General features: G+C 72.5%; 22 protein-coding genes and 1 riboswitch. Of the genes, 17 read left to right on the top strand and 5 right to left on the bottom strand.

From position 1 onward, the window contains the following. The first annotated feature begins 47 nt into the window (after window positions 1–47). From ACFYPD_RS31315 to ACFYPD_RS31340, 6 genes are all read left to right on the top strand, one after another. A complete protein-coding gene (locus ACFYPD_RS31315; protein WP_387121461.1) occupies window positions 48–467 on the top strand; it encodes a YbaB/EbfC family nucleoid-associated protein in 420 nt (139 codons plus the stop codon). Window positions 468–483: 16 nt separating this feature from the next. Then, window positions 484–777 (top strand): hypothetical protein, encoded by a 294-nt coding sequence (locus ACFYPD_RS31320; RefSeq protein ID WP_387121464.1) that lies wholly within the window; start codon window positions 484–486, stop codon window positions 775–777. A gap of 31 nt (window positions 778–808) precedes the next feature. Beyond that, a complete protein-coding gene (locus ACFYPD_RS31325; RefSeq protein WP_387121467.1) occupies window positions 809–1,534 on the top strand; it encodes a hypothetical protein in 726 nt (241 codons plus the stop codon). A 17-nt stretch (window positions 1,535–1,551) separates the two neighbouring features. After that, complete coding sequence (locus ACFYPD_RS31330) at window positions 1,552–1,812, top strand: hypothetical protein (RefSeq protein ID WP_387121470.1); 261 nt, start codon at window positions 1,552–1,554, stop codon at window positions 1,810–1,812. 204 nt (window positions 1,813–2,016) lie between these two features. Then, the gene (locus ACFYPD_RS31335; protein ID WP_387121473.1) at window positions 2,017–2,325 is read left to right on the top strand and encodes a WXG100 family type VII secretion target; all 309 of its coding nucleotides are present in this window, start codon (window positions 2,017–2,019) and stop codon (window positions 2,323–2,325) included. 28 nt (window positions 2,326–2,353) lie between these two features. Further along, window positions 2,354–2,632, top strand: a complete 279-nt coding sequence (locus tag ACFYPD_RS31340) for a WXG100 family type VII secretion target (protein ID WP_387121476.1) — start codon at window positions 2,354–2,356, stop codon at window positions 2,630–2,632. A gap of 102 nt (window positions 2,633–2,734) precedes the next feature. Here the strand turns inward: ACFYPD_RS31340 and mycP are convergent, their stop codons facing one another. Both mycP and ACFYPD_RS31350 read right to left on the bottom strand, forming a co-directional pair. Beyond that, on the bottom strand, window positions 2,735–3,973 hold the full coding sequence (gene mycP / locus ACFYPD_RS31345; RefSeq protein WP_387121479.1) for a type VII secretion-associated serine protease mycosin: 1,239 nt from the start codon (window positions 3,971–3,973) through the stop codon (window positions 2,735–2,737). A 58-nt stretch (window positions 3,974–4,031) separates the two neighbouring features. After that, on the bottom strand, window positions 4,032–4,373 hold the full coding sequence (locus ACFYPD_RS31350; protein ID WP_387121482.1) for a helix-turn-helix transcriptional regulator: 342 nt from the start codon (window positions 4,371–4,373) through the stop codon (window positions 4,032–4,034). Between the two features lie 206 nt (window positions 4,374–4,579). On the opposite strand from ACFYPD_RS31350, the gene ACFYPD_RS31355 reads away from it, so the two are divergent. After that, entirely contained in the window at window positions 4,580–5,248 is a 669-nt protein-coding gene (locus ACFYPD_RS31355; protein WP_387121485.1) for a carbonic anhydrase, read from the top strand. A 66-nt stretch (window positions 5,249–5,314) separates the two neighbouring features. Here the strand turns inward: ACFYPD_RS31355 and ACFYPD_RS31360 are convergent, their stop codons facing one another. From ACFYPD_RS31360 to ACFYPD_RS31370, 3 genes are all read right to left on the bottom strand, one after another. Further along, a complete protein-coding gene (locus tag ACFYPD_RS31360; protein ID WP_387121488.1) occupies window positions 5,315–6,334 on the bottom strand; it encodes a coiled-coil domain-containing protein in 1,020 nt (339 codons plus the stop codon). Between the two features lie 3 nt (window positions 6,335–6,337). Then, a riboswitch (cyclic di-AMP (ydaO/yuaA leader) is annotated at window positions 6,338–6,469 on the bottom strand. A 154-nt stretch (window positions 6,470–6,623) separates the two neighbouring features. Beyond that, window positions 6,624–7,949 carry a YibE/F family protein gene (locus ACFYPD_RS31365; protein WP_387121491.1) on the bottom strand — a complete coding sequence of 442 codons (1,326 nt, stop codon included), beginning with the start codon at window positions 7,947–7,949 and terminating at the stop codon, window positions 6,624–6,626. Window positions 7,950–7,977: 28 nt separating this feature from the next. Then, entirely contained in the window at window positions 7,978–8,277 is a 300-nt protein-coding gene (locus ACFYPD_RS31370) for a metal-sensitive transcriptional regulator (RefSeq protein WP_046568942.1), read from the bottom strand. A 101-nt stretch (window positions 8,278–8,378) separates the two neighbouring features. Here ACFYPD_RS31370 and ACFYPD_RS31375 point away from each other — a divergent pair, with 101 nt between their 5' ends. The 10 genes from ACFYPD_RS31375 to ACFYPD_RS31420 all read left to right on the top strand — a co-directional run bounded on the left by ACFYPD_RS31375 (window position 8,379) and on the right by ACFYPD_RS31420 (window position 15,136). Next, the gene (locus ACFYPD_RS31375) at window positions 8,379–8,588 is read left to right on the top strand and encodes a heavy-metal-associated domain-containing protein (RefSeq protein ID WP_387121493.1); all 210 of its coding nucleotides are present in this window, start codon (window positions 8,379–8,381) and stop codon (window positions 8,586–8,588) included. A gap of 35 nt (window positions 8,589–8,623) precedes the next feature. Beyond that, window positions 8,624–9,604, top strand: a complete 981-nt coding sequence (locus tag ACFYPD_RS31380; RefSeq protein ID WP_387121496.1) for a hypothetical protein — start codon at window positions 8,624–8,626, stop codon at window positions 9,602–9,604. 14 nt (window positions 9,605–9,618) lie between these two features. Further along, window positions 9,619–11,871, top strand: a complete 2,253-nt coding sequence (locus ACFYPD_RS31385; RefSeq protein WP_387121499.1) for a heavy metal translocating P-type ATPase — start codon at window positions 9,619–9,621, stop codon at window positions 11,869–11,871. Between the two features lie 133 nt (window positions 11,872–12,004). Beyond that, window positions 12,005–12,178 (top strand): CsbD family protein, encoded by a 174-nt coding sequence (locus ACFYPD_RS31390; protein WP_091260889.1) that lies wholly within the window; start codon window positions 12,005–12,007, stop codon window positions 12,176–12,178. Between the two features lie 131 nt (window positions 12,179–12,309). Beyond that, complete coding sequence (locus tag ACFYPD_RS31395) at window positions 12,310–12,807, top strand: hypothetical protein (protein WP_387121501.1); 498 nt, start codon at window positions 12,310–12,312, stop codon at window positions 12,805–12,807. A 111-nt stretch (window positions 12,808–12,918) separates the two neighbouring features. Then, the gene (locus ACFYPD_RS31400) at window positions 12,919–13,344 is read left to right on the top strand and encodes a YbaB/EbfC family nucleoid-associated protein (protein ID WP_387121504.1); all 426 of its coding nucleotides are present in this window, start codon (window positions 12,919–12,921) and stop codon (window positions 13,342–13,344) included. Then, a complete protein-coding gene (locus tag ACFYPD_RS31405) occupies window positions 13,344–13,667 on the top strand; it encodes a hypothetical protein (protein ID WP_387121507.1) in 324 nt (107 codons plus the stop codon). Before ACFYPD_RS31400 ends, ACFYPD_RS31405 begins: the two co-directional genes overlap by 1 nt. 2 nt (window positions 13,668–13,669) lie before the next feature. After that, window positions 13,670–14,164, top strand: coding sequence for a hypothetical protein (locus tag ACFYPD_RS31410; RefSeq protein WP_387121510.1), 495 nt, complete (start codon window positions 13,670–13,672; stop codon window positions 14,162–14,164). A gap of 6 nt (window positions 14,165–14,170) precedes the next feature. Next, on the top strand, window positions 14,171–14,677 hold the full coding sequence (locus tag ACFYPD_RS31415) for an EndoU domain-containing protein (protein ID WP_387121513.1): 507 nt from the start codon (window positions 14,171–14,173) through the stop codon (window positions 14,675–14,677). 15 nt (window positions 14,678–14,692) lie between these two features. Continuing rightward, window positions 14,693–15,136 carry a hypothetical protein gene (locus ACFYPD_RS31420; RefSeq protein ID WP_387121516.1) on the top strand — a complete coding sequence of 148 codons (444 nt, stop codon included), beginning with the start codon at window positions 14,693–14,695 and terminating at the stop codon, window positions 15,134–15,136. The last annotated feature ends 1 nt before the right edge of the window (window position 15,137 follow it).

Consider the following 15,137-nt stretch of genomic DNA (forward strand, 5'->3'; position numbering starts at 1 on the left):
GGGTCCGGTAGCGTCGGCCCGACCGTCGGTCTGGGGAGAGGACAGTCGTGAGCACCTCGTGGGGTTACGGCGGCGCGGGTGGCGCCATGGAGAACCTGCTGCGCCAGGCGCAGGAGCAGCAGCGCCGGCTGGCGGAGTTCCAGCAGCAGCGCGCCGAGCTGCGGGTGACCGGGGAGAGTCCGGACGGCCTGGTCCGGGTGACGGTCGACGGTGACATGAAGGTCGGTGACATCGACGTCAACGCCCGGGCGATGCGGCTGGACAGCTACACCCTGGCCGAGTCGCTCCAGGCCGCGATCGACGCGGCGTACGCGACCTTCGCCGAGCGGCAGCAGGAGCTGATGACCGAGATGCTCGGCGGCTCGGACCTGGTCCGCCGGGCGCAGGCGGGCAACCTGACCCCGGAGGACTGGTTCCGTCAGTTCGGGGTGGACCTGACCGACCCGACCCGCGGCCTGCGCCGCTGACCAGGGAGGAGACGCGGTGGCGAACAAGGTCGACGTCGACGCGATCCGTAAGGCGAGCAAGAAGCTCGACGCTCCGGACGGCCCGATCCAGTACCTGCGCAACGTGCAGACGCTGCTGGAGAGCGTGAAGCTGCCGGACGGCGCGCTGACCCTCTTCGGCGGGTCGACGGTGCAGGCGCACAACGCCTCGGTGGACGGTCACCTGAAGAACGTGAAGACCGGCATCGAGCACCTGCACAAGGCGGCCGAGCAGCTGGAGCAGACCGCCAAGAACTGGGAGAAGTCGGACCAGCCCTGGGTGGTCAAGTGAGCGGCCGGGCGTGCGACGGGGGGAACAGCTGATGTCGGAGATCCTGATCGCCAACGCGGCCGGCACGGTGACCGGCACGCACACGGTCGCCGCCGCGACGGCGCCGGTGCGCGGCCTGCTGCCCGCGGCCCGGGCCAACTGGATGTGGCTGGTCTTCGCCGGGGCGTTGGGGGCCGCCATCGCCTACCTGGAGACGTTCGACAACGACGAGGTCAACAAGTCCATCAAGGAGTGGGGCGACGCGGCCCGGCTGCTCGGCGGCGACCAGTTCGGCGCCGCGCTGGAGCAGGTCCCGCCGTCGGACGCCGAGTGGGACTTCGACGACCGGGACGCGTTCGACCTCTTCCTGCGCAAGCTCGGCGCGGAGATCAACTCGCTGGCCGAGGCGTTCAACGCCAACAAGGACACCCTCACCTCGGCCCGGGACGCCTTCAACGACGCGGTGAACGCGCTGGTCGACGCGCTCATCCCGATCCTGATCGCGGTGATCGCGTCGGTCGCTCTCCAGGCGTTCCCGCCGACGGCGCCCGTCGCCGAGGCGATCGGCGTGGCCGGGATGGTGGCGAGCGCGGCGATCCTGGCGCTGGTCTTCGGTGACATCAGCGCGCTGTTCTCCGCCGTCATGGCCGGCTTCCAGGGCAACGACCGGTTCGCCTTCGTGTCGGATTCCCGGCCCGGCTGGGCGGCCACCGGTCAGGACCCGGACATCAAGGACATCAAAATCGACTGGGTGCAGGACTCCAAGTTCTACCAGTGACGGGGAAGGGGTCCCAGGTGACCTTGGTGCTCTTCGTGTACTTCCTGGTGACCGTGCCGGTCTTTCTCGGGCTGGCGCTGGTCGCCCAGTTGTCCCGCGCCGCGTGGGCGAAGCGGGCCAGTGAAGTGGTGTTGCTCACCGGGGTCGCGGCGCTGATCCCGGTGGTGCTCGACCGGGCGCTCGACAAGCCGGTGCTCTGGCTGTTCGCGGCGTTGCTGGCGGTGGTGCTGGTCTTCGGCGCGGTGCTGCACGTCAGGTCGTACCGGCGACCGTCCTGAGCCGTCGCTGGCGCCGCCGACCGTCCACGTCGTACGGTCGGATCGCCAGACGGCGTTGTGCGCCATGGGGAAGCAGGGCTGCGCGGATTGGACGTCGTCCGCTACGGTTCGATTGAAGTGTCCGTCGGTGGGGTGTGTACGCCTTGCCGCGGGGGAGGGGCGCGGCGGATCCGCCGCCACAGAGATGACGGAAGGGTGTGAAGCATGGCGTTCGAGGTCAGTGCAGCGAGCCTGCACACCGCCGCGAGTGACGTGCGGTCCACGCGCAGCGACGTCGACGGTGAGCTCAAGAAGCTGTGGAACGTCGTCGACGACCTGGCCATGGCCTGGAAGGGCGGGGCGTCCACGGGTTTTCAGAACCTGATGCTGCGTTGGAACGACGACACGAACAAGCTGCTGACGGCGATGGACAACATCGCCGACCTGCTTGACAAGTCCGGCACGACGCACCAGGTCAACGACGAAGAGCAGCAGCAGATGCTGGACAAGTTCCACTCTGCTCTCAACCCGTGATCCGCGAAGACAGGCAGAGGAGGAATCGATGAGCATCAAGGTTGACTACGCTGTCCTCGAGAGCAGCAACCAGCAGATGCAGGCCATCTCGCGGACCATCGACGAGAAGCTGGACACGCTGCGCTCGATGCTGGCGAAGCTCGAGTGGGAGGGCCAGGACCGCGTCGCCTACGAGCAGCACCAGGCTCAGTGGGACGCCGCCGTGCGGGACATCAACAAGGTCCTGAACGAGATCGGCGGCGCGGTGGGCATCGCGCGCGAGAACTACATGACCACCGAGATGAGCAACTCGAAGGTCTGGGGCTGACCCGACCGACCCGCTGCGGCTCCGCTCCGGCTCACGCCGGGGTCGGGGCCGCGGTGCTTTTCCGGGCCCGGGACGGCACCGGCCGGGCCCGGACCCGGCCGTTCAGGCGTCCTGGGGCGCGGTACGCCGGCCGGGGCGCCAGCCGCGCCGGCGGCCCCGCACCAGGATCGGCCGCAGCGCCAGCAGGACGCCGGCCAGCACCGCGCCGATCACGGCCGCCCAGATGGCCACGGTGCGCTGCCAGGCCAGCGGGTCGGCGTGCGGCGCGGGCGCCGGCATCGCGCCCAGCGGTGGGTCGCTGCGGGTGCCCAGCAGGCTGGTCACCGCCCGGTACGGGTTGACCACCCCGTAGCCGACGAGCGCGTTGTGCCCGTCGGGCGGGTTGTCGGCGGTCCGGGTAAGCCGGAACGCCACCTCCTTCGGGCTGATGTCCGGGTGCGCGGCCCGCACCAGCGCGGCGACGCCGGAGACGTATCCGGTGGCGAAGCTGGTGCCGCCCTGCGGCTCGGCCCGGTAGCCGGAGCCCTGCGGGGCCGGGCCGACGATGTTCAGCCCGGGCGCCGCGATGTCCACATAGTCCCCGGTGACCGAACTGCCGACGTGCCCGCCGCTCTCGTCCACCCCGGCGACCGCGATGACCCCCGGGTACGAGGCCGGGTACGCCGGCTGGTCCTGCTGGTTCTCCTGCCGGTTGCCGGCGGCGGCCACCAGGATCACGCCCTTACCGAGCGCGTAGTCGACGGCCTGGCGCAGCGCCGGGTCGTCGAGCGTCACCAGGGAGAGATTGATTACGTCGGCGCCGTGGTCGACCGACCACCGGATGGCCTTGCCGATCTCGGCCGGGATGGACTCGTCGAAGGCCTTCTGGTTGTCGGCCAGCACGCGGACCGGCAGGATCCGGGCCTCCGGCGCGATCCCGGTGTACGGCGCGCCGGTGCCCTCCCGCCCGGCGATGATGCCGGCGATCAGGGTGCCGTGGCCGACCAGGTCGCACTGGCCGTCGAGCTTGGCGAGCTGGTTGAAGTCCTCCCCGGAGAGCACCCGGCCGCGCAGCAGCGGGTGGGTGGGGGAGACGCCGGAGTCGATGACCGCGACGGTGACCCCCTGCCCCTTGGTGACCCGCCAGGCCGCGGCCGGGTCAAGCCGGTTGAGCGCCCAGGGCGCGTCGGTCGGGGCGGGGCCGCCGGGCGGGCCGCACTTCGGGGCCGCCACGGCGGGCGCGGGCACCGCCAGCACGCCGCCGAGCAGGGCGGCGACCGCCGCTCCGCAGAGGACGGATCGGATCCGGTGTCCGGTCCGGACGCGCTCCGTCGTCCCGTCCGGCCGCAAGCTGTCGCGCACGCGGTGAGATTACCGTCGCCGCGCTCTCCGTGCGGTGACGGGAGTACGCGAGGGGTGGTCAGCTCTCGGTGGCCGCCTCGGCGAGCGGCTCGGCGGTGAAGAGGGCGAGCAGGGCACCCACCTGCTGGTCGGCCTCGGCCGGATGCCGGAAGTGCCCGCTCGGGTTGATCGTGTACTCGTTGCGCCGACCCACCCGGGTGCGACGGAGGTAACCACCGGCCTCCAGGTCGGCGACGATCGCCTGGGCGGCCCGCTCGGTGACCCCCACCTCGTCGGCCACGTCCCGCAGCCGGGCGGTGGGATTGCGGGCGATGGCCAGGAGCACGTGCCCGTGATTGGTGAGGAAGGTCCAGTTCCGGCCGCTGCCCTTCTCACCTGGTGTCGTCGCCATGGTGGTCATGGTATGGCCCCGTCCCGCGCCGCCCGGTCCTGCCCTGGCGCGGCCGGGACGCGGAAGGAGCCGCCGTCAAGGTCCACTGAACGTATGAAATGCGTATCACGTAAATCTTGACGTGCGTTGGACTGCGTGTGACCGTGGGTGGCGACGCCACCCCGTCGCCGGCCGGCTGACCAGGGCGTTTTCGCGCGAGGACGAGGTGAGGACCAGTGTCGCCGACCACTCCCGAGCAGGCGCTCGCCGAGCTCTACGCCGGTAACCACCGGTTCGTCACCGGCGTCCCGCGTCATCCCAACCAGGACGCCGGACACCGGGCAGCCGTCGCCGACGGCCAGCACCCGTTCGCCGTGATCGTCGGCTGCTCCGACTCCCGGCTCGCCGCCGAGATCATCTTCGACCGGGGCCTCGGTGACCTCTTCGTGGTCCGCACCGCCGGCCACACCGCCGGCCCCGAGGTGCTCGGCAGCGTCGAGTACGCGGTGACCGTGCTGGGCACCCCGCTCGTGGTGGTGCTCGGCCACGACTCGTGCGGCGCCGTCCAGGCCGCCCGCGAGGCGGTCCGCACCGGCACCTCGCCGTCCGGGCACCTCGGCGCCGTGGTGGACGCCGTCGCGCCCAGCCTGCTCCGGGCCACCCGGGAGGGCGTCGAGGATCTCGACGGGATCGTTGACATCCACATCGCGCAGACCGTGGAGGCGCTGCTGGCCCGGTCCGCCGTGCTCGCTGACGAGGTGGCCGCCGGGCGGTGTGCCGTGGTCGGCCTGTCGTACCGGCTCAGCGCGGGCGAGGTGCGCACCGTGGCGCAGGCCCCGGCCGGTGCGCCGGCCACCCCCGTGCCCGCCCCGGCCGCGCCCGCGGACCCGGCGCTCGCCGGCTGACCGAGCTGAGAAAACGTCGAAGGGCCGGCCCGCGCGTCGCGGGCCGGCCCCTTTCGGCGTACGTCGTCAGAGCAGCGACATGTGCACGTGGTCGGTGTGGTCGGAGGGTCCGCTGTAGGACTTCCAGCCGGTGGCCGGGAACCAGATCTGCCGGTTCCAGATCACGTAGTAGATGCCCAGCCGGTCCGCGTTGCGGATGAGGAAGGCGGCGACGTTGTTGCCGTACATCCGCTGGTCCTTGGTGCGCCACGAGGAGAAGCCGCTCTTCTGCAACGACCAGTCGCAGGCCCGGCCCTTCGGGTGCTCGAACGGCCCGCCGTTCCGGTGGCAGCCCACGAAGCGGTTGAAGCCGGCCCGCTTGACCTCCTTGTAGGCGTGCAGCGTGCGCGGGGTGACGCAGCCCGAGGTGGTGGGGTCGTTCTCGCTGCACGACTCCGGCTTCCAGTCGCCGTCGGAGGTCCGGCCCGGCCCGACGCGGGCGACCGGCGAGGTGGCCGAGACCAGGCCGCCGGTGAAGCCGATCCCGCCGACCAGCTTCAGCGCCTTCTCCGTCTCGGCCTTCTCGCGGGCCATCGCGTTCTTCTGCTTCTCCTGCTCCCGTACCTCGGCGTCGAGCGCAATCTTGGCCTGCTCGGCGCGGGTCTTCGCGGCGTTGATGGCGGCGAGCTTCTGCGAGTTCAGCAGGTTCAGCTCGTCGAGGGCGGCCGCCCGCCGGACGAACGAGTCGGGCGTGTTGCTCTCCATCAGCATGGCCATGGCGCCCATCCGGCCGGTCCGGTAGGACTGCGCCGCGATCTGGGCCACCTGCGGGCTCAGCGCGTCGAGTTCGCCCTGTGCCGCCTTCACCTCGAGGGCGAGCTGGAGTTGGCGCTTACGCGACGTGTCCAGCTTCGATTTGGCCTGGAGGTAGGCCCGGTTGGCGGCGTCGATGGCCTCGGTGATGAGGGGGTCGTCTTCTTCCTCGGAGTGCCCCGAGGGGGTGGGGGTGCTCGGAGCGGCTGTCGCCGGGGTCGGCCCCACCAGCACGGTGAGCGCGGCCAGCGCAGCCACCACGGGGGTCAGCCAGCGGCGCAGGGGTGCCGTCACAGTGTTCCCTTCCGTCGGCCGCCGACCGGGTTAGCTGACGGGTTCGGGACGGAAGTGGCCCCTACCGCTCGCGCGGATTCACCCCATGTACCTGGTTCCCCGGCTCGCCCGCGGGCGATTGGGCGGCGGCACCGCTGGCGCCGGTGCGCGCCTTCGGCGGTGACCGGCAGCGAGGTTACCCGAGAGTCCTACCCTGGTTCTACGTCCGGAAGCCGACCAATAGCGAGAATTCGTCCTCGCCCTGCGTGACCAGGATCGCGTTTGACGTCCGCCGTCACGCTGCGGAGTGTCACCATGCGGCCTCCGTGCTCCTGTCGCCGTCGGGCCACCCGCCGGCGCGCGGGCCGGGTGCCCCGCCGAGGGCCTCCAGCGCCTCGTCCCGCCCGGCCGGAGGGCGCCGCGAGGAGGGCTCCGCCGGCCCCGCGGTGGTCCCGCGCCGCCCGGCGGTGCTGACCACCGCGGCCAGTCCGGTGGTCAGCGGTACGGCGGCGATCAGGCCGAGCGTGGCCACCGCGCTCCGGACGATCTCCTGGGCCAGGAACTCGCTGGTGAGGATCTCGCTCACCGGCCGGGAGTCGGCGACCAGCAGGAGCAGCAGCGGCAGCGAGGCGCCCGCGTACGCCAGGACGATGGTGTTGACCGTGGAGGCGATGTGCGCCCGGCCCACCCGGGTGGCCGCCCGGTAGAGGTGCCGACGGGAGAGCGCCGGATTGGCGTGGGCCAGTTCGGTGACCGTGGCCGCCTGGGTGACGGTGACGTCGTCCAGCACGCCGAGCGAGCCGATGACGATGCCGGCCAGCAGCAGGCCGTGCAGGTCCACGTCGCGCTGGAACATCGACAGGGTGGTCGCGTCCTCGCTGCCGAATCCGGTCAGGTGGGTGGCGGCGGTGGCCAGGGTGCCGAGCACGCCGGTCAGCACCAGGCTGCCGAGCGTGCCGAGCACGGCCACCGAGGTCTGCGCGGTGATCCCGTGGGTCAGGTAGAGCACCACGAACATGATCAGCGCGGCGCCGACGATCGCCACCAGCAGCGGCGGCTGGCCGGCGCCGATCCCGGGCAGCACGAAACCGAGCAGGATGGCGAAACTCGCCACCAGCCCGCCGAGCGCGGCCAGCCCGCGCCAGCGGCCGAACGCCACGATCGCCACGGCGAACAGCACCGCCAGCCAGACCAGCGGCGTGCCGCGCCGGTGCTCGGCGATGTCGTAGGTCTTCACCGCCGGGTCGGCCGGGTCGGTCAGCTCGACCAGGATCACCTTGTCGCCGACCTCGACCCGGGGCGCTCCGGGTCCGGCGGGGATCGGCGTCTCGACCTGCCGGCCGGCGTCCGGACCCTGCTCGGCGGCGACGGTCACCGTTCCGCACGGGCCGGCGGACCCGCCCGGGCCGCCGTCCGGCGCCTCCGGCGTCGGCGGGCACGGCTCGGTCACCACCCGGGTCACCGTGCCGTGGTAGCGGGGCAGTGCCGGCGCGTCCGCCGGCTCCCGGTCCTGCCGGGGCCAGAGCACCAGCGCGGCGACCACCGTGATCAGGAAGAGCGGTACCACCGTCGCGACCAGGATCCGTCGTACCCGCGGCGGGGCGGACGGAGCGGGACGGGTGTGGTCGGCGCCCATGGCGTTTCTCCCCACGCCCCCGTCCTGGTCAGCCGCGCTTCATCAGGCGGCCCACGGCGGCCATCATCTCGGTGGCCATCTCGTCGGCGCGGCCCTCGGCGGCGCCCTCGTGCATGCAGTGCCGCGCGTGCCCGTCGAGCAGGCCGAGGCCGACCTTGTCCAGCGCGGCCTGGATGGCGGAGATCTGGGTCAGCACGTCGATGCAGTAGCGGTCGTCCTCGACCATCTTCTCGATGCCGCGGACCTGGCCCTCGATACGGCGGAGCCGCGCGAGGAGCTGGTCCTTGCTGGCGGTGTAGCCCCGGGTCGGGGTCGTCGGTGCGGTCATGAGTCGAGGATACCGTACCCCTCGGGGGTATGGTACGGTCCTCTCTGTGACCGATACCCCCACCGGGTAACGGTAACGAATGCGGCGGAAGGGAAATGCCGATGGTCACCACCACGTACCAGGTGCAGGGCATGACCTGCGGGCACTGCGTCAACTCGGTCAGCACCGAGGTGAGTGCGCTGCCGGGCGTCACCGACGTCCAGGTCGACCTGGCCTCCGGCCGGGTCACCGTCACGAGTGCGAGCCCGTTGGACACGGACACCGTCCGCGCCGCCGTCGACGAGGCCGGTTACGACCTCGTCGGGGCGTGACGGGTCCGCGGACCCGAAGGAACCGAGGTATCACGATGAACACGGCGACGAAGCTGAGCGGCTTCGCCCTCGGCCTCGCGGCGGTGTTCGGCACGGCGTACGGGGTCGGCCACCTGGCCGGCCCCGTCACCCCGGCCGCCGAGACCCGCCACGACGCCACCGACGCCGGCCACGACTCCGGCGGACCCGACCACGGCGACGGGGGTCACGCGGCCACCGTCACCACCCACCTGCCCGGCGGGCTGCTCGTCTCCGACCGCGGCTACACGCTCCAGCCGGTGACCGCCCCCGCGGGCGAGTTCGCCTTCCGGATCACCGGCCCGGACGGCCGGCCCGTCACCCGCTTCGACGTGGCGCACGACAAGCGCATGCACCTGATCGTCGCCCGCCGCGACCTCTCCGGTTTCCGGCACGTCCACCCGGAGTTGGCCGCCGACGGCACCTGGCGGGTCGCCTCGCCGCTCGCCGGGCCCGGCGTCTGGCGGGCGTTCGCCGACTTCACCCCGACCGGCGGCGAGCCGCTCACCCTCGGGGTCGACGTCACCGTCCCCGGCGCACTGGAGCACCGGTCGCTGCCGGCGCCCGCGACCAGCACCACGGTCGACGGCTACACAGTCACCCTCGCCGGCGCGCCGCAGCCCGGCCGGACCAGCCGGCTCACCCTGACCGTCAGCCGGGACGGCCGGCCGGTCACCGACCTCCAGCCCTACCTCGGGGCGTACGGGCACCTGGTGGCGCTGCGCCAGGGCGACCTGGCGTACCTGCACGTGCACCCGGAGGGCACGCCCGGCGACGGGCGGACCCCGGCCGGGCCGGCGGTCACCTTCGCCGCCGAGGTGCCCTCGGCCGGCGCGTACCGTCTCTACCTGGACTTCCGGCACGGCGACGCGGTGCACACCGCGGAGTTCACCGTGCTGGCCGGGGACCAGCCCACGCCGACGCCCGCCGCGCCGGCCCCCACGACCGCACCGACCCCGGACGCCGGCCACGGCACCCCGGGGCACGGGCACAGTTGACGGGAGGTGCCGCGATGACATCCGCCAAGTCCCTGCCGGTCGCGCCGAACCTGATCGAACTCGCGATCGGCGGCATGACCTGCGCCTCCTGCGCCGCCCGGATCGAGAAGAAGCTCAACCGGCTGGACGGCGTCGAGGCCACGGTCAACTACGCCACCGAGAAGGCCACCGTCCGGTACGCCGACGAGGTCACCCCGGCCGAGCTGATCGCCACCGTGGAGAAGACCGGCTACACGGCCGTCGTCCCGCCGCCGCCCGCGCAGGCCGCCGCCGAGGCGACCGCCGAGCCGGTGGACGAGCTGCGCGGGCTGCGTACCCGGTTGTGGGTGTCGGTCGTGCTGACCGTGCCGGTGATCGTGCTGGCCATGGTGCCGGCCTGGCAGTTCGACTACTGGCAGTGGCTGTCGCTGACCCTGGCCGCTCCGGTGGTCGTCTACGGCGGCCTGCCGTTCCACCGGGCCGCCTGGATCAACCTGCGGCACGGCGCGGCGACCATGGACACGCTGGTCTCGCTCGGCACCCTCGCCGCGTTCGGCTGGTCGCTCTGGGCCCTCTTCCTCGGCGACGCCGGGATGCCCGGCATGACCCACCCGTTCCGTTTCGACATCACCCGCACCGACGGGGCCGGCAACATCTACCTGGAGGCCGCGGCCGGGGTGACCGTGTTCATCCTCGCCGGCCGCTACTTCGAGGCCCGGTCCAAGCGGACCGCCGGCGCCGCCCTGCGCGCCCTGCTGGAGCTGGGCGCCAAGGACGTCGCGGTGCTGCGCGGCGGGCAGGAGACCCGGGTCCCGGTGGACCAGCTCGTGGTCGGCGACCGGTTCGTGGTCCGCCCCGGCGAGAAGGTCGCCACGGACGGCGTCGTAGCGGAGGGGACCTCGGCGGTCGACGCCAGCATGCTCACCGGCGAGTCCGTGCCGGTCGAGGTCGCGCCGGGCGACACCGTGGTCGGGGCCACCGTCAACGCCGGCGGCCGGCTGGTCGTCCGGGCCACCCGGGTCGGCGGCGACACCCAGCTCGCGCAGATGGCGAGGCTGGTGGAGCAGGCGCAGACCGGCAAGGCGGCCGTGCAGCGGCTCGCCGACCGGATCTCCGGTGTCTTCGTGCCGATCGTGATCGCCCTGGCCGCCGGCACGCTGGGCTGGTGGCTCGGCACCGGGGCCGGGACGACCGCCGCGTTCACCGCCGCGGTGGCGGTGCTGATCATCGCCTGCCCGTGCGCGCTGGGGCTCGCCACGCCGACCGCGCTGCTGGTCGGCACCGGGCGGGGGGCCCAGCTCGGCATCCTGATCAAGGGGCCGGAGGTGCTGGAATCCACCCGCCAGGTCGACACCGTGGTGCTGGACAAGACCGGCACCGTCACCACCGGGAAGATGACCCTGGTCGACGTGCTGCCCGCCGAGGGTGAGGACGCCGGGGAACTGCTCCGGCTCGCCGGCGCGCTGGAGGGAGCCTCCGAGCACCCGATCGCCCGCGCCGTCGCGGACGGCGCCGCCGAGGCGGGACCGCTGCCCGCGCTCGCCGGCTTCGCCAACGCCGAGGGCCTCGGCGTGACCGGCACGGTCGACGGCCGGCAGGTGGTGGTCGGGCGGCTCCGGCTGCTGCGCGAGCGCGGTCTCGACGTACCCGAGGAGGTCGTCCGGGCGGCGACCGGCGCGGAGGCCGCCGGCCGGACGGCGGTCCTGGCCGGCTGGGACGGCCGGGCCCGCGGCGTCCTCGCGGTCGCCGACGCGGTGAAGCCGACCAGCAGGGCCGCCGTCGCCCGGCTGCGCGAGCTGGGGCTCACCCCGGTGCTGCTCACCGGCGACAACGCCACCGTGGCCAAGGCGGTGGCCGCCGAGGTCGGCATCGACGAGGTGATCGCCGAGGTGCTGCCGGCCGACAAGGTGGACGTGGTCGAGCGGCTCCAGGGCGAGGGGCGGACCGTCGCCATGGTCGGCGACGGGATCAACGACGCCGCCGCGCTGGCCCAGGCCGACCTGGGGCTGGCCATGGGCACCGGCACCGACGTGGCCATCGAGGCGTCCGACCTGACCCTGGTGCGGGGCGACCTGACGGCGGCCGTGGACGCCATCCGGCTGTCCCGGCGGACCCTCGCGATCATCAAGGGCAACCTGTTCTGGGCCTTCGCCTACAACGTGGCCGCCCTGCCGCTGGCCGCCGCGGGCCTGCTCAACCCGATGATCGCCGGCGCGGCGATGGCCTTCTCGTCGGTCTTCGTGGTGGCGAATAGCCTCCGGCTGCGCGGCTTCCGCCCGGTCGGCTGACCAGCCGCGTGCCGCCGGTCCCGGTCTCCGGGGGCGGCGGCACGTCGTTCACTCCGGGTGAGGGCGATGCGGTTGAGCGGGTGGCGGCCGGGGTACCTCCACCTGGTCAGGAAACTGCTGAGTGGAGGTTCCCATGGGTATCGACGACAAGATCGACAACGCGACCGAGAACACCGCCGGCAAGGTCAAGGAGGGCGTCGGCCGGGCCACCGACGACGAGCGCCTCGAGGCCGAGGGCCGCAACGACCAGGCCGCCGCCAACCTGAAGCAGGCCGGCGAGAAGATCAAGGACGCCTTCAAGAGCTGACCCAGAGTCGTACGCTTCGCCGGGCCGGCAGCCCTGCCGGCCCGGCGTGCTGCGCGCGGTGGCCCCGGCCGCCACGCGTCCTCACCGCCCGCTCCGGCCGGAACGACGGCCGCCGACCGCACGGGAGAACGATGTCCGGTACCACCGCGATCCGCGCCGCCGCCCTGGTGACGATGACCGCGCTCGCCGCGGCCTGCCAGTCCACCGAAGAGCCGACCGCCGAGTCGACCGCCGCGCCCAGCGCCACCGCGGCGCCCGGCGTCACCGCCCCTCCCGCGGCCACCGCCACGCCCTCGCCGGTCACCGCGGCGAACACCGCCGCCGTCTGCGCCGCGGTCGACAAGCTGATCATCGCCAAGAGCAAGGAGATCGCCGCCGACTCCGCGGCCGCGACCCGCCGGCAGCTCACCCCCGAGCAGATCAACGATCAGGTCAAGGCCGACCTGGCCGACCTGGCCGACGACGTACGCGGGCAGGCCGCCCGGGCCGAGGATCCGGAGATCAAGGCGCTGGTCGGCGAGGCGGCCCGGAGGATCGAGGCCGGCGCGAGGTCGTCGACCCCGGTGAAGTGGCTCGGCTCCACGTTCGTCGAGATCCCGCAGCGGCTCACCCGGGAGTGCCGGGCCTGACGCTCGCCGGGTCTCCCTGTTAGACAGTCCACAGTGACTCACCCTGGGGTCACATCGGTGGCGGACAGTTCGTAGGATGCGAAGCGACCTCGACCCGGAGGAGCTACGCCCATGGCCCAGCCCGTCGATCCGTCCGGCCTCGGCCGCGTGCTGTCCGAGACCATGTCCGCGCTGGGGCGGTTCACCGCCGGCGCCGACGGCGAGGCGCCCCCGCCCCCGGAGGGGACTGGTGAGGCGGCCGACGGCCTGGTCCGGGTGACGGCCGGTCCGCCCGGGCGGATCACCGCGCTGAACCTCGACCCCCGGGTGATGCGGCTGCCCAGCGAATCCCTGGCCGAGGAGATCAGCGGGGCGGTCAACGCGGCGCTCGCCGACCTTCAGGAGAAGGCGACCGCGGCCGTCCCCGGCCAGGTCGACCTGGGCTCCCTCGGCGAGCAACTGCGCCGGATCCAGGAGGACGCCGGCCGGCAGCTCACCACCTTCACCGATGCGCTGGTTCAGGCCCAGGACCGGCTGTCCGGCCAGGGCGGCCGGTGATGGCGATCGAGGTCGACCCGGACGGGCTGGGCGGCTCCGGTCGCGCGCTGGGCGACGTGGCCACCCGCTTCAGCGAGGCCCTGACGGCGTTCCAGGCCGAGCTGGCCGCCTTCGGCCGGCCCTGGGGCTCCGACGACATCGGTTCGCTGATCGGCGCCGCCCACGACGAGGTCTCCGCGTTCGCCTTCGAGTGCTTCGACACCGCGCTCCAGGAGATCGCCGCCGCCGGCACCGACCTCACCGGCATGGCCGCCCGCTACGCCGAGATCGAAGCCTCCATCACGCAGGGCTTCGACGGGCTGCGACAGGCGCTGGGAGGCTGACGGTGGGTCTGGAACTTCCCGGCGAGCTGCGCTCGCTGCTCGGCATCCTCGGCTACACCTGGCCCGAGGCGGACGAGGTCAAGCTCTTCGAGATGGGCAACGCCTGGATCGGCTTCTCCGGCACCCTGTCCGGCGTCGTGGCCGAGGCGAACACGGGGGCCACCGCCGTCTGGACCAGCCACACCGGCCAGGACATCACGGCCTTCCAGTCTTGGTGGAACCGGGAGGACAGCCCCGCCGACAGCCTCCGTGACGGGGTGACCGCGGCCGTGCTCACCGGCACCGGGCTGATCATCTGCGGGGCCATCGTGCTCGCCCTGAAGATCGCCGTGATCGTGCAGCTGGTCATCCTCGCCATCCAGATCGCCCAGGCGATCGCCACGGCGGCGGTCACCTTCGGCGCCTCGCTCCTGGAGATCCCGATCTTCCAGCAGTTGGCCCGGACCATCGTCGGCAACCTCGTCCAAGAGGTGCTCTGGAAACTCCTCGACGGGTGACGTGGCATGAGCGGAGGCAAGGCCGGCGGCCGGTTGATGCGGGCCGCGTTGCGTTTTCTCAAGCGCACCAAGACGCGCAACCGACCCGACCGGATGAACCCGCACTTCACCGAACATGTCTTCGGTGGTCATGTGAAGCCGGGCATGCCCAAGGGGTCCGGCTACCACTACCGGCCCGGGGGCGAGGACTTCCCGGGCCGCAGGCTGCAGCCGGGGACCGTCGTCCGGGATCCGAAGACCGGGGCGTACCGGGCCAAGCCCGAGTTCTTCGACTCGACAATGAACCCGCCGCACGGCGCCTGGAAGCCGAAGAAGGGCAACGGCGGGGAGAGTTCCTTCTTCCCGGACGACTGGACGCCCGCTCAGGTGGACAACGCCATCAGCGGCGCCTTCCAGGGCGCACGGCCGGTGCCGGGCACGCAGATGTGGCGTGGTAAGTACAAGGACCTCGTGATCGAGGGTTTCTACAATGGCTCGGGCGGCTTCACGCACGGATGGCCGGTCGTCCCCTGATCCGAAGGACCTCTGTTGGCGTTCATCACCTTCTCGCTCGACGAGTTTCGCCTGCCGTTGTTCGAGGTGACGGATCAGCGCTACCGGGCGCTCGGCGCCTGGCTGATCACCGACATCTCGGTCTACCAGTCGGTCTGTCTCGACGCCCTCGCGATGGTCGACGACGTGTCGCACGGCCGGCCGCTCGAGGACGAGTGGGACAGCGACAAGTACGAGGTCCGCTTCACCGCCGGCGGCGTCGAGTTCCGGAACGAGTGGGTCCCGGGCGAGGGCGGTCGGTACTCGCTCGACGAGGTGCGCGAGGCGGTCGAGGCGTACTGGCGGTTCCTGGTGAGTCGCCCGGAGAACCCCGATCTCATCCGTGAGTACCGGCCCGACCTGCCCGGCTGGCAGGCCGAGTTGGTGCAGTGGGAGGAGCGGTGGGGGCGGCCGCACCCGTACCGCGGCCGCCTGTTCTGAG

The sequence above is a fragment of the Micromonospora sp. NPDC005299 genome, from assembly GCF_042872345.1.
Classification (GTDB): domain Bacteria; phylum Actinomycetota; class Actinomycetes; order Mycobacteriales; family Micromonosporaceae; genus Micromonospora.

What these genes read in the sequence shown, in the direction of transcription:
- ACFYPD_RS31375 (WP_387121493.1), top strand. Translation starts at nt 8,379, where the DNA reads ATGGTCACCACCACGTACCAGGTGCAGGGCATGACCTGCGGGCACTGC.
- ACFYPD_RS31370 (WP_046568942.1), bottom strand. Translation starts at nt 8,277, where the DNA reads ATGACCGCACCGACGACCCCGACCCGGGGCTACACCGCCAGCAAGGAC.
- ACFYPD_RS31325 (WP_387121467.1), top strand. Translation starts at nt 809, where the DNA reads ATGTCGGAGATCCTGATCGCCAACGCGGCCGGCACGGTGACCGGCACG.
- ACFYPD_RS31390 (WP_091260889.1), top strand. Translation starts at nt 12,005, where the DNA reads ATGGGTATCGACGACAAGATCGACAACGCGACCGAGAACACCGCCGGC.
- ACFYPD_RS31400 (WP_387121504.1), top strand. Translation starts at nt 12,919, where the DNA reads ATGGCCCAGCCCGTCGATCCGTCCGGCCTCGGCCGCGTGCTGTCCGAG.
- ACFYPD_RS31395 (WP_387121501.1), top strand. Translation starts at nt 12,310, where the DNA reads ATGTCCGGTACCACCGCGATCCGCGCCGCCGCCCTGGTGACGATGACC.
- ACFYPD_RS31405 (WP_387121507.1), top strand. Translation starts at nt 13,344, where the DNA reads ATGGCGATCGAGGTCGACCCGGACGGGCTGGGCGGCTCCGGTCGCGCG.
- ACFYPD_RS31415 (WP_387121513.1), top strand. Translation starts at nt 14,171, where the DNA reads ATGAGCGGAGGCAAGGCCGGCGGCCGGTTGATGCGGGCCGCGTTGCGT.
- ACFYPD_RS31365 (WP_387121491.1), bottom strand. Translation starts at nt 7,949, where the DNA reads ATGGGCGCCGACCACACCCGTCCCGCTCCGTCCGCCCCGCCGCGGGTA.
- ACFYPD_RS31380 (WP_387121496.1), top strand. Translation starts at nt 8,624, where the DNA reads ATGAACACGGCGACGAAGCTGAGCGGCTTCGCCCTCGGCCTCGCGGCG.
- ACFYPD_RS31335 (WP_387121473.1), top strand. Translation starts at nt 2,017, where the DNA reads ATGGCGTTCGAGGTCAGTGCAGCGAGCCTGCACACCGCCGCGAGTGAC.
- ACFYPD_RS31350 (WP_387121482.1), bottom strand. Translation starts at nt 4,373, where the DNA reads ATGACCACCATGGCGACGACACCAGGTGAGAAGGGCAGCGGCCGGAAC.
- ACFYPD_RS31340 (WP_387121476.1), top strand. Translation starts at nt 2,354, where the DNA reads ATGAGCATCAAGGTTGACTACGCTGTCCTCGAGAGCAGCAACCAGCAG.
- ACFYPD_RS31385 (WP_387121499.1), top strand. Translation starts at nt 9,619, where the DNA reads ATGACATCCGCCAAGTCCCTGCCGGTCGCGCCGAACCTGATCGAACTC.